Below are 13088 nucleotides of genomic sequence, written 5' to 3' on the forward strand. Positions count from 1 at the left end.
GGCTATTTTCGATCGAAAAACTACTTTGTATCTATCATTCACAATTTCAATCGATTGCTGTTCCAAAGCATCTTTATACTGCCATTTCCTGGTGTTTTAACTGTGTTATCATTTTATTAATTTACTAATTTAGTCCTAATGTTTATTTCACTTCCTCTGTTTTCCGGAGATTCCCTAGTGCTAAAAGAAATAACCCACTTTCAAACTCGACGGATAAAGTAGCTCTTTTCCCCGAGAGATTTATAATAATAATATTTTGTTTGATGCTATCTGATGACCCAAAAACACATCAACACAACTTAACATTATTATAATAAAATCCATAAAGTCAACACAAAAATAAACATAAAGTTCAGTTTTGTGTAAACTTTATAATGAATTTACCTTAATTCCATGATTTAACTTTCATTTTTAGAATATAAATGTAAATCCATGAGCATTTTCTGATATGGGATGTGCTAATATAAGTAATCAGAAAAATAAAATATTAAAAGTAAAATCAATAAATTATTACAATGAGTGGTTTTTTCACACTGGACAATATCATCAAGTAACATATAGTAATGCTGTTATCTTTACATAAAGGATTCTCATGAAAACGTCTAACGCACAGCGAAAAACGAATATCATTAAAAATATAGAATATTTGATACGTACCCGTGGAGAAACCAAGAGTTCTTTTTCCAATCGAACTGGATTAACCCGTACCACCATTTATAAAATCCTGGAAGGACAAGTCAATAACGTTCAACAATCTACTGTACTTCGGATCTCCGATTTTTTCGGTGTTTCCTGTGAAGAAATAGAATATTATGACCTTGAACAATTAGAACGTCTCAATGAAACACTCTCAACCGAAGGCAATAAAAATCCTTCGGCTATCCCTATCGTTCCACAATCTGAATTCTTATCCGTTTCTGAGAAAAAAATAGGTCAGCTTGTTACCGAGTATCCACTTACCTATTTCTTTGGTGATGAATCAAACATGCTGGCGCTTAAAGTTGAATCGGCAATAGAAGATACATTCATTCCAGGCGAGGTGATCCTTATAAAACGTCCCCCCGCATTAGTCACCAATACGCCATTATTGTATTACGCTAAGGGAATTGGGTTCTTTATCCGGCAAGAGAAAAATGATGACTGTCTCGATAGGAAACCCTACAGAAATGCTCATTTCTTAGGCTATATCGTAGGAGAAAGACTATAAATGACAGCAAATCAGAAGTTTAAATTACTGGGATTCACAAGATACGGTAAATTATCGGCGAATGTCATGGTACTCGCGACAGGCAAGACCATTACTATGGGGTTAAAAGAGCTAGCTGACAGTGATATTTCAGAAGATCTGAGCAGGCATGAGCTCAGTACGATATATCGGAAACTATACAGCCACAGTAATATTGTCACAGCTTATGAACTTGGGGATCGTCATGAACGCTCATGGCAAGCCTATTTACTGATTAGCATTGCGCTCAGTGTTATCTATATTTTCTCTACCATATGTGGTGTGAAACCCATTCATATCCCGATCTTTGATATCGTCACGCCTCCTGGGGTTTTTATTTACCCTATTACCTTCTTATTGGTCGATATTCTTAACGAATTCTATGGATTACGTCTGGCAAGAAGAACAATTATTATCTCTTTTGCAGCGAACTTATTATTTGTTCTCGGGCTTTGGGGAACCGCACTGATGCCGGGTGTTCCTGGATGGGAGTTTGGTGCAACTTATAATGGAATAGTGAATAGTATCGTATCTGTATTACTGGCATCATCTCTTGCTTATTTTATCTCTGAAAATATAAACTCATATCTCCTTTGCAAAATAAAATCTCTCACCAATTCAAAATATCTTTTCCTACGAGTAATCACTAGTACTGTTATCGCCTCAGCATTTGATAGTATAATATTCTGCTCAGTTGCTTTCTATGGTGTTCTCGGTATAGATATTATAAAAGAAATGATTATCGCCCAATTTCTCATTAAAGTGGCTTATTCTATCCTGGGTGTAGGCCCTATTTATTTGGTAAGAAAGATATTCAGGAATTATATAAACCGACCAACAGATGCTCCAGTCAATAAAAAACTCGCTGAAGTATAAATAGAGATTTAGTTTTGTTAGAACATATAAAACTTATTGAAAAATATCATTTTTATGCCGGAACATCATTCCGGCATATTGTTCTAAAATAATTCGCCATGTATAATTAACAGTAAAATCAATATATTCATTACCAAAGATATAAATACTGTAATTATCCATCACAACACTAAAATAACACTCGGATAGATTAAATTAACAATTCACTTATCCAGTAATTTTAAATCTATATATTCCCCTAAATGATTAAAATATTCTGGCATTAAATGAGGAATCTTACCCAATAAAGGCGCGGGTAACATACGTTTTAATGTTGCCAAATATTCTTGTTGGCGTTTGCCTGCGGGTTCAACCTCATTGGCTATCCAGCCTGCAAAATGTAACCCTGAATCTATAATAGCCTTCACGGTAAGTATCGCGTGATTAATACAACCCAGTTTCACCCCCACTGTCAAAATAACCGGCAATTGCTCTTTAACCACCCAGTCAGCAAAAGTCGCCGATTGCGATAAAGGGGTATACCAACCACCAGCGCCCTCAACTAAAACCCAGTCCGCTTTCTTTTCTAATTGACGCAACCCCGTAGACATAACAGCAAAATCAATAGGCTGATTCAAGTCATCACTGGCAATATGGGGGGATGTTGCTTCAATAAATACCAACGGATTTACTTCTTCATATTGCAAAGGCACAGAACTATTTGCCAGCAATGCCAGCGCATCGGAATTACGAATACCTGCCGACGTTATTTCACTACCGGAAGCGACGGGTTTATAACCTGCTGTTTTATATCCTGCTTTAGTTGCCGCTTGTAATAAAGCACAACTTACAACTGTTTTACCCACTTCGGTATCTGTACCCGTCAAAAACCAGCGCTTAGTCACGATAAATCACTCCAAAGACAACCTGATAGCTAAGAGGCAAATGTTTATTTTCTCGTGGATAAGCCTGCTCTAAAGCAGTCAACCGTCCACGCGTCATCAGTCCTTGCTGTCGCCCATAATGAAGGTGAGTCGCGCCAATCCCTTTCAGCGAACCCAATAGCGGCAATATATGAGAATATTGCTGGCGATAAACCTGGCTAATAAGGCAATGCCGAAATCCCCGACAAGCATCTTTAATCGTCTGTTGTGGCAGGAAGTGATTAATATGTTGGTAGTTATCAACCGCACTCCAAGCTTGCTTCAATTCATGTAATGAACCTTTAGCCAAGGTAGAAAACAGAATCAATCCACCAGGACGAGTTACCCGATAAAGTTCTCTTAAAGCGCCGGATAAATTATCGCACCACTGAACAACCAGATTACTAAAACAGATATCAACACTGCTGTCAGCAAGCCCTAAACGTTCAATATCCCCTTGCAGATAATAATCAGCCGCCAACTGTTTACGGGCATGAATCAGCATGCCTGATGCCAAATCCAACCCAATAACCTGCTTCCCCTGTTGCCGCCAGCGGTGACTAAAAAAACCTGTACCGCAACCAGCATCCAAGATTAACTGACCAGGATGTCCATCGGCTTGTTGCATAAGAAATTCACCAGTTTGCTGCTGTAATTTCGCTACCACATCATAATTGGCAGCCGCTCGCCCAAACGCTCCGGCAATCGCCTGTTTATTGACAAATTCAGCTACGGAACTCATACAATGCCTCCATCAGCATATCAATATCCTGCTGCGTATGACTGGCAGTCAGAGTGATGCGAAGTCTGGCACTACCCGGAGGTACTGTTGGTGGACGAATAGCTTTGACCCAAATACCTTTTTGTTGCAGATATTGGGATAAAGACATACTTAATTCATTATTACCAACAATCAATGGCTGGATCGCAGTGGTTGAATCTGTCAGATTGAACGGCAGTTTCTGTGCCTGCCGACGGAAATCATTGATATTCTGTTGTAATCGTTGGCGCAATTCATCACCAGATTGTATCTGCCGAACCGCTTCAGAAATAGCCTGCGCTTGTGCCGGGGGCATAGAAGTGCTGTAGATAAGATGGCGTGAGTATTGAATCAGATATTCGGCTGTCTGCTCATCGCAAAGCACCGCGGCGCCACTCAACCCAAATGCTTTGCCAAAAGTCACAATCAAGATCTCCGGTTTAACTTTCTGTTGCCAGCAGCTTCCCCTGCCCTGTTCACCACAGATACCAATACCATGAGCATCATCTACCATTAACCAGTTGCCAGAAATTCTGGTTTGCTGATAAATATCTGCTAGCGGCGCGCAATCACCATCCATACTGAACACACCTTCGGTCACCACTAACGTCTTTCCAATACAAGGCCTTGCCAATAAATCTGTAAGTGATTCAGGTTGGTTATGAAGAAAACGCCATAATTGAGCGGGGGAATGTATGGCGGCTTCCATTAATGAGGCATGACTCAGACGATCAGCAATAATTCGATCCTGTTTCGTCATTAACGCGGCAATAACTCCCTGATTAGCAGAATATCCAGAAATAAACAGCAATGCTTTTGGATAATCTAACCAGTCAGCCAATTGTTGTTCCAATAGCTGATGGGCTTTTGTATAACCCGTAATATGACCTGAACCACCACTGCCAACACCATATTGTTCCGCTCCCTGCTGCCATGCGGAAATAACTGCGGGATTTGTACTTAACCCAAGGTAATCATTACTGGAAAAATTGAGATATCTACCATCATTGGTATACAGGAAACGCCCATCTGATTTCTGATTAACCTGCCGCTGACGCCACAGCGAAGTATCCCGACGCTCAGATAATTGCCGAGAAAGATAAGATGACCAGCCCATTATAATGCCGCATTATAAAATTGTTCGTTATCCGCATTAATAATGGCTTCTGCCAAATACTGCTGTTGCTGATTATCACCGAATGCTGTCTGAGTCTGCTGAGGGTTAATGCCCAACTTGCAAAACAGTTGTAAATCTTTATCTTCCGCCGGGTTAGGCGTAGTGAGCAACTTACAGCCATAGAAAATAGAATTGGCTCCGGCCATAAAACACATTGCCTGTGTCTGCTCATTCATCTGTTCACGACCTGCGGATAACCGGACATGAGAAGACGGCATCATGATCCTGGCAACCGCAATCGTGCGGATAAAATCGAAAGCGTCTACATCTTCGTTATCAGCCAGTGGCGTACCTTTGACTTTAACCAACATGTTGATGGGCACACTCTCCGGCGGTTTTGGCAGATTTGCCAGTTGTACCAATAACGCGGCCCGATCACGGATCGCTTCGCCCAGACCGACAATACCACCAGAGCACACTTTTATGCCCGCTTCCCGTACCTTATCAAGAGTATCCAATCTGTCCTGATAGGTCCGGGTCGTAATGATGTTGCCATAAAATTCCGGCGAGGTATCAAGGTTGTGGTTATAGTAATCTAATCCTGCATCCGCCAGCCGCTGCGCTTGTGAACCATTGAGCATGCCCAGCGTCATGCAGGTTTCCATTCCCAGTGCTTTGACTTCCTTAACCATTTTCTCCAGATAAGGCATATCCCGCTCATGGGGATTTTTCCACGCCGCACCCATACAAAAACGTGTTGAACCGGCATTTTTAGCCTTACGAGCAGAATCAATGACTTGTTCCACCTCCATCAACCGCTCTTTTTCAAGACCAGTTTTGTAACGGGAACTTTGCGGGCAATATTTGCAATCTTCCGGACAAGCCCCGGTTTTGATGGAAAGTAGTGTACTGACCTGTACTTGCTGAGGGTCAAAGTACATACGATGAACCTGTTGCGCTTGAAATAACAATTCGAAAAAAGGCTTATCAAACAGCTCTTGCGCCTGCTTAATTGTCCATTGCTTACGTTCAATCACAATAACATCTCCAGTGTGAAAAAAGTCTAGCCAGTTTAAATAATGCCGTTATACTGTCAACCAATTTTAAATAAATAAGTTTACATCAGCCTTATGACCTCTTCCGATATTGAATTTGATCTACGCCATATTTGGCATCCCTACACCTCCATGACTAACCCTCTTCCGGTTTACCCTGTCGTTGGAGCTTCTGGGGTGGAACTAGAGTTGGCTGATGGTCGTAAGCTGGTGGATGGTATGTCTTCCTGGTGGGCTGCCATTCATGGATATAACCATCCGGTACTGAACCAAGCCGCTAAAACTCAGATTGATCAAATGTCCCATGTCATGTTTGGTGGAATTACCCATCCGCCCGCAATCGCACTTTGCAGGCAATTAGCGGCAATTTCCCCATCATCACTGGAATGTGTCTTTCTGGCGGATTCAGGTTCTGTCGCGGTGGAAGTGGCGCTAAAAATGGCATTGCAATACTGGCAAGCAAAAGGTGAGAAACGTCAGCGTATTTTGACATTACGCCACGGTTATCATGGCGACACATTCGGTGCTATGTCTGTCTGTGATCCCGACAATTCAATGCATAATCTTTACAAAGGCTATCTGCCACCTCATCTGTTTGCCGAATCGCCTCAATGCGAATTTAATTCTCAGTGGGACGAGCGAGATATCATGCCATTCCGTACTTTGCTGGAGCAGCATTCCCGTGATATTGCCGCGGTGATCCTTGAACCTATCGTACAGGGTGCTGGAGGAATGCGAATTTATCATCCTGAATATCTGCGTCAGGTGAGAATGCTTTGTGATCAGCATCAGGTTCTATTAATTGCGGATGAAATTGCCACTGGTTTTGGCCGCACAGGAAAATTGTTTGCTTGTGAACATGCTGAAATTAAGCCAGATATTTTATGTGTAGGAAAAGCGCTGACAGGTGGTTATATGACACTATCAGCAACGCTGACAACTCGTAAGGTAGCCGAAACGATTAGCAATGGCGAAGCAGGCTGTTTTATGCACGGCCCAACGTTTATGGGCAATCCATTAGCTTGTGCCGTAGCAGAAGCCAATTTGAAATTGTTATTACAAAGCCCTTGGCAACAACGTGTTAAATCAATTGAAAATCAATTAAATACTGAGTTGATGCCACTAAAATATCACGCAAAAGTGGCTGATGTTCGGGTATTAGGTGCAATTGGCGTCGTGGAGATGAAACAGCCTGTGAATATGGCGGTGCTACAACACCATTTTGTTTCTCAAGGTGTTTGGATAAGACCATTTGGCAAGCTGATTTATTTGATGCCGCCTTATATTATTCAACCAGAGCAACTTTCACACCTGACAAAGGCCATCTCTGGTGCAATTAATTTGTAATTTTTGTTATTGAAGAAATTTTTCTGAATTTATTGCGAGCAATCAGTAAAGCTGCATTTCAACTCGATCAAAAAAGGCCCCCAATCGGGAGCCTTTTTCGAAAAATTTCTCCACACCCCGACCTTCGTAATGAGTGGGGGCGGGTGCTTACACAAGTAGAGTTACCTCTGGGCAAAGATTATCCAACAAATCATCAACTCCTGCTTCACATAGAATGTAAAGCAAGCCTTAAATAAGTATACTTGAGCAACATTTGATTGTTAACCATCAGGGAGAAATCGTGGCAGCTAAAGTGACCGCAGGCAACATGGATGCTCAAGAACCCGTTCGTGAACTCGCAGTTAAGGATGTATAAATTCTCCTTACAATAATAAAGGTTATTTGAGCAGGAACTCAAGGGCAATTTAGCAGACACTGGCATCACCCTTATCACTAAAAAGCGACATAATATGAAAGCAGATACGCTGGCCGAGTGGGATAAAATAATATTATTAAGAGATTTATCATAGAAATGAGCAATAAGCAGCCAAAAACGATTTCTCAGATAGAACATTCACGCCACCGGAGTACAAAAGGATTTCTATTGACAGTTCAGGGGGACTCATTGCTGACAGCCTTAAATTGAAGAAACCGTCCCCAAATATTTTCTATTTTGAAGAGGATAGTATAGTGACGGTTTAAACAAAATTCAGGTTAATTAACCTGAGCTTCACTTAAATCGGATTTTTGGTGAACGCAGCTGGTTAAAAAAATTTGGGATTTATGTCACATTTATTAAGTTAATCAAATATTAATCACACAAACAGGCGGGACAACATGAATTTTTTGTTATATGTTCTTGATTGGATATTAAACAAATAAAACTACTTATCAGTTCAGTTATCTTAACAACAATAGAATATCCCCAATGTTGCCTGTTCAATACAGGTTATCAATAAGACTATCAGCAACAGACTGCTAGCACTCTCATAGTTCGATGTGCTTTACCCGAGGCTTTTTAACCCTTGGATGATTTATTTATCACTACGCGCCGCAATTAACGCTGTCGGACAACTGTGCCGTACGTTGTAAACCCTCAGAAATGATAAAGGAAGCGTGATGTCATTCCAAAAAAACCAATGCAGGCGATTTAGCGCTGGACAAATCGCTGACCGCCTGAATACTCAAAGTGCTGACGGGCTAACATGCAACCTGCCCTCAACTCAACTAAAACAAATGCTCGCCATCATGACCTCGTTTCAGCCCCGCACGGGTGATAAACCCTAATGCCAAGGAGTTGTGATGAGTCTATTACAGAATGTCTGGGCGGGCGCCGGCGCGGCCCGCCGCACGCCGGCCTCCCCGCCCCGGCAAACGCCCCCCGATACCGAGGCAAACGCCCCGGCTAAACCCGCCGGCCCGCCGCCCCGGACCGCCAAGACAACCTCAGGTTCAGATAAAGCGCTGGCGTTTCTGGAAAGCGACGCCTTCAACAAAGCCACGCTGGGCGCGGCCGGGGCCTATGCGGTCGCCACCGGCGCGGCCGCCCCCTTTGCCGCCGGCCTGGCCACCGGGACCGTCGGCGCGTATGTCGGCAGTTATGTCGGCGATAAAATCGGCCATCAGGTCGCGCAGGCGCTGGGCATGCAGACCGTCTCCACCGAAGGCAATGCGCCCGCCCGGCTGGGGGATGCCATTGCCCATCAGAATAAAAGCGCCGGGTTATGGGGCGCGCTGGGCGGCGTCTTACTCGGGGCCGTGGTGGCGGTGGCCGCTGCCGCCTTTGTGGTCGCCACTGCCGGCGTCGGGGCCGCCATCCTCGCCGGCGCCGCGGCCGGATTAGCCGGCGGCTTTGTCGGCGCCGCTTACGCCAGTCTCGGGGCCGCTATCGGACAATACGGACAAAATAAAGGCACCATCATTGAAGGCTCGCCCAATGTCTTTTTTGACGGCAAACCGGTGGCCCGGGCCGGGGACAAAATTGTGTGCAGCGACCACCCCGGCCCGGTGGTGATTGCCGAAGGCGCCAAAACCGTGTTCGCCAACGGCAAGCCTATTGCCCGGCTGGGCCACCGCACCGCCTGTGACGCCAATATCAACAGCGGCGCGGCATCGATTGCCATAACCCAGGAAACGCAGGGGGTCTGTGACATCCTCATCAGCAACGACCGGGCCTTACGCTGGGCCGTGGCGCTGGCCGGTTTCATTCCCCTGCCCAGAGGGAACAAAAACCGCCCGCATGAAACCCCCGCCCCGTCGGTGAAAAAAACCGGCTGTGACAGTCAGCTTTGCAGCAAAGCCGGCGAGCCGGTGGATGTGGCGACCGGCGACTTCTTGCAGGTCTGGCCGGTGCTGGCCCTGCCGGGCGTCCTGCCGCTGGCCCTGAACCGCACTTACCGCTCGACGGCCAATCTCGCCGGGCTGTTCGGCCCCCAGTGGGCCGATGACTGGTCGCAACACCTGCGCCGCGACGGCGAGGAAACCCATTTCACCGACGGCGAAGGGGTGATTTACACCTTCCATACCCCAAAGGACAACGTCTTCTCGGTCAACCTCCATGCCGGCCATTATCTGCTGTACGGGCAACTGAGCGGCGAGCTGCGCCTGTTTAACCGCCGCACCCAGCAGATACTGAGTTTTACCGAGGTCCAGGGGGATAAACGCCGCCTGTCCCGGATAGAAGACCGCAACGGCAATCAGACCGTCTTTCATTACGACGAACACCACCGCCTGACTCATCTCACGCATGCCGACACGGCGACACTGACGCTGCGCTATACGCAACAACAACTGACCGCCATTGACTGGCTGCACGCGGAACAACGCCAGCGGCTGGCGACCTGCCGCTACGATAACCAGGGGTATCTGGCCGAATGTGACGCCTTTCAGTTTCACCACCTGTGGCATGAATACAATCCGCACGGCCATATGACCCGCTGGCACGACACCGATAAAACCGATGTCACCGTGCACTATGACAACGCGGGCCGGGTGACTGCCACCGCCACCCCGCAGGGGTACTGGCAGGACCGCTTTGAATACGATGATGACAATAACGTCACCACCTATTTCGATGCCGAAGGCGGCTGTACCCGCTATCACTATAACGCCGACGGGCTGGTCACCCGGAAAGTCGACCCCCTCGGCCATGCATCCCTGACCGAATGGGATTTCAGTTGCAAAGTCGCCGAAACCGACCCGCTCGGCCGGACCACGGCTTATGAGTACAGCCCCTACGGCGAGCTGACCGGCTTGCTGTCGCCCACCGGGGACGTCACCGCTTACGATTACGATGAATACGGCCAGCTTACCCAGGTCACTCAGCCGGATGGCGCCCGCTGGCGACTGCATTACAGCGAGCAGGGGAACCTGAGCAGCGTTATCGACCCTCAGGGCCGGGTGGAAGAGACCCGGTACGGCCCGCAGGGGGAAATCCTGCGCCAGGTCTTGCCGGACGGCCGCGCCTGGCGCTACGGCTATGAACAGCAGCAGCTCAGTGAAATTCAGGCCCCGGACGGCGCCCGGACCCGGTTTGACATCGACGGCCTGGGCCGGCTGCGGCGGGTCACCGACGCCCTGTACCAGCAGACGCGCTATCACCACAGCCCGTCTCATGCCAGCCCGGCCGGCAGTGTCAGCGAGATTTGCTTACCGGACGGCGTGCGGCAGACGATTGATTACGACAGCGAGCGCCGGGTCTCGGCGGTCACCGACGGCGAAGGCCGGACCACCCGCTATACCTATGACGCCTTTGACCTGCTCAGCCGCCTCACCCGCCCGGACGGCTCGGCCCTGACCTTCGGCTACGACAGGCTGACCCGCCTGAAAACCGTGACCAACGCAACCGGCGACACCTACCGTTACACCCGCGACCCGGCCGGCCGGGTTATCCGCGAAACCGATTTTACCGGCCGGACGATTGACTATCAGTACGACCGCGCCGGGCGCCGCCTCATCGCCCGTTACCCCAATCACCAGCTGCTGCGCTGGTGCTACACCGACGACGACCGCCTCACCCGTCAGGAAGTGTGGCAGGAAGCAGCCGACCAGTGCGCGTTACTGTCAGTCACCGCCTACGACCACGACGCGCAGGGACGGCTGGTCCGCGCCGCCAACCCGGACGCCGTGGTGGCGTTTGAATACGATGAATCCGGCCGCCTGATTACCGAGACGATTAACGGGCGCGCCGTCCGCCATCAGTGGGACCCGCAAAGCGGCCTGCCCGCCGGACGCCAGGTAGACGCCCTGCCCGCCTTACGCTGGCACTACGGCCTTAACGGCCGGCTGATGCAGTGGCAGCTTGACGGCCATGCCCCGCTGAACATGCAGCATGACGGGCTGGGCCGGGAAAGCGCCGCCGGTTTTATTCAGTCACAGGCTTACACCCCGGTCGGGCTGCTGGCCCATCAGGCCGCCGGGCGCAGTTCAGACTGGTTCAAACAGACGCTGTACGAGGCCGACCCGCATTATCCGCCGCTCGGCAGCGCGGTCACCCGGCGCTGGCATTACACCCCGGCCTACAACGTGGCCTGCATTGAAGACCCACTCTGGGACGAGACGCGCTACGGCTACAATGCGAACGACCAGGTGGTGACCGCCCAGTTTGGCGGGCCGCGGGCCTGTGACGAACAGTTTGTGTACGATGCCGGCCAGAACCTCCATTACCACAAACGGGTGCCGGAACGGCTCAGCGAAGACCTGCGCCAGGCCTACCACACCCAGCAGACCGGCCGGGTCGTTCAGCACGGGGCCTGCACTTATCGCTACGATGAAAACGGGCGGCGGACAGAGAAAACCGAGCAGCGATGGGGTCACCGGCCGCGGACCTGGCGCTACCGCTGGGACGCGCACGACCGGCTGACCGGGGTTATCAGCCCGGAAGGGACGCGCTGGCGCTATTGTTATGACGCCTTCGGGCGGCGGATTAGCAAGCGGAAGGAAGCAGACCCGGCCGGACCGCCGGCCAAACCGACCACGATAATCGGCTATGATTACCTGTGGAGCGGAGAGCAGCTGATTGAAGAGACGCCGGTGTATGCGGACGGCACCGTTGACTATGAACAGAGCATTCACTGGCTCTATGAGCCGGGCGCCCTGACCCCTTCGGCACGGTATCAAAAAGGTCAGCTATACTATGTGGTGAGCGACCACCAAGGGACGGTGCGGGAAATTCTGACCGAAGCGGGGGAACTGCTCTGGGCGGGCCGGCTGCTCACCTGGGGCGAGCCGGAGCGCTGGCCGGTGCTGACGGTCAACGACCCACGGAACCTGACGTGTAATTTCCGGTTTTGTGGGCAGTACGAGGACTCGGAGAGTGGTTTATACTATAATCGCTTTAGGTATTACGATAACGAGATCGGGCAATACCTCTGTGCCGATCCATTAAATCTTAGTGGCGGATTTAACCCATACGGGTATGTGCATGATCCAGTAAACTGGATTGACCCATTGGGGCTGGCGGGGTGTCCAGGGGCAAAAAATAAGAAAACTACCTATGAAGGTAAAAGCCGTCGTGATGCATTAAGGCAGGCTAAGAGAGATACTGGAATACCCAATATTCAACAGCCTAAAATTGATAGAGTCGATTTGTTAGATGGAAATGGAAAGAAAATTATTGGCTCAAATGGGCAAGTTATAAAAGTAAGACAATACCATTACACAAATAAAGATGGTAAGCCTATAGTCATTCAGGAACATAGTCTAGGACATGAAAAAGCGACTCCGGGGCATGGCGCTGAACCTCATTTTAATGTTAGACCTATCACTAACTTGGGTACTGGCGATGTGCCTGGAACACATGGACATTATAATTTTCCGAAGGGATAAT

General features: G+C 48.5%; 8 protein-coding genes and 1 pseudogene. 5 read left to right on the forward strand and 4 right to left on the reverse strand.

What is annotated here, in order from left to right; translation table 11 throughout:
• The first annotated feature begins 592 nt into the window (after positions 1-592).
• The gene (locus TI10_RS11445) at positions 593-1207 is read left to right on the forward strand and encodes a helix-turn-helix domain-containing protein (protein WP_049583490.1); all 615 of its coding nucleotides are present in this window, start codon (positions 593-595) and stop codon (positions 1205-1207) included.
• Positions 1208-2101, forward strand: a complete 894-nt coding sequence (locus TI10_RS11450; protein WP_049583492.1) for a queuosine precursor transporter — start codon at positions 1208-1210, stop codon at positions 2099-2101. It begins immediately after the preceding gene.
• Positions 2102-2304: 203 nt separating this feature from the next.
• Here TI10_RS11450 and bioD read toward each other — a convergent pair whose 3' ends face one another.
• The 4 genes from bioD to bioB are packed head-to-tail and all read right to left on the reverse strand — an operon-like array spanning position 2305 to position 5917.
• The gene (gene bioD / locus TI10_RS11455; RefSeq protein ID WP_049583493.1) at positions 2305-2985 is read right to left on the reverse strand and encodes a dethiobiotin synthase; all 681 of its coding nucleotides are present in this window, start codon (positions 2983-2985) and stop codon (positions 2305-2307) included.
• The gene (gene bioC, locus TI10_RS11460; protein ID WP_049583494.1) at positions 2978-3745 is read right to left on the reverse strand and encodes a malonyl-ACP O-methyltransferase BioC; all 768 of its coding nucleotides are present in this window, start codon (positions 3743-3745) and stop codon (positions 2978-2980) included. Before bioC ends, bioD begins: the two co-directional genes overlap by 8 nt.
• A complete protein-coding gene (gene bioF / locus TI10_RS11465) occupies positions 3729-4880 on the reverse strand; it encodes an 8-amino-7-oxononanoate synthase (protein WP_049583495.1) in 1152 nt (383 codons plus the stop codon). The genes bioC and bioF overlap by 17 nt, the downstream gene beginning before the upstream one ends.
• The gene (gene bioB / locus TI10_RS11470) at positions 4880-5917 is read right to left on the reverse strand and encodes a biotin synthase BioB (protein ID WP_049583496.1); all 1038 of its coding nucleotides are present in this window, start codon (positions 5915-5917) and stop codon (positions 4880-4882) included. Before bioB ends, bioF begins: the two co-directional genes overlap by 1 nt.
• Before the next feature lie 93 nt (positions 5918-6010).
• On the opposite strand from bioB, the gene bioA reads away from it, so the two are divergent.
• The 3 genes and pseudogenes from bioA to TI10_RS11480 all read left to right on the forward strand — a co-directional run bounded on the left by bioA (position 6011) and on the right by TI10_RS11480 (position 13087).
• Positions 6011-7282: an adenosylmethionine--8-amino-7-oxononanoate transaminase gene (gene bioA, locus TI10_RS11475; protein ID WP_049583497.1), complete on the forward strand. Its 1272-nt coding sequence runs from the start codon at positions 6011-6013 to the stop codon at positions 7280-7282.
• 250 nt (positions 7283-7532) lie between these two features.
• A pseudogene (locus TI10_RS25955) lies at positions 7533-7963 on the forward strand (transposase); the annotation flags it as partial.
• 600 nt (positions 7964-8563) lie between these two features.
• The gene (locus TI10_RS11480) at positions 8564-13087 is read left to right on the forward strand and encodes an HNH/endonuclease VII fold putative polymorphic toxin (RefSeq protein ID WP_080985036.1); all 4524 of its coding nucleotides are present in this window, start codon (positions 8564-8566) and stop codon (positions 13085-13087) included.
• Position 13088 lies beyond the last annotated feature (1 nt).

It is taken from the genome of Photorhabdus luminescens subsp. luminescens (assembly GCF_001083805.1).
Taxonomy (GTDB): Bacteria; Pseudomonadota; Gammaproteobacteria; order Enterobacterales; family Enterobacteriaceae; genus Photorhabdus; species Photorhabdus luminescens.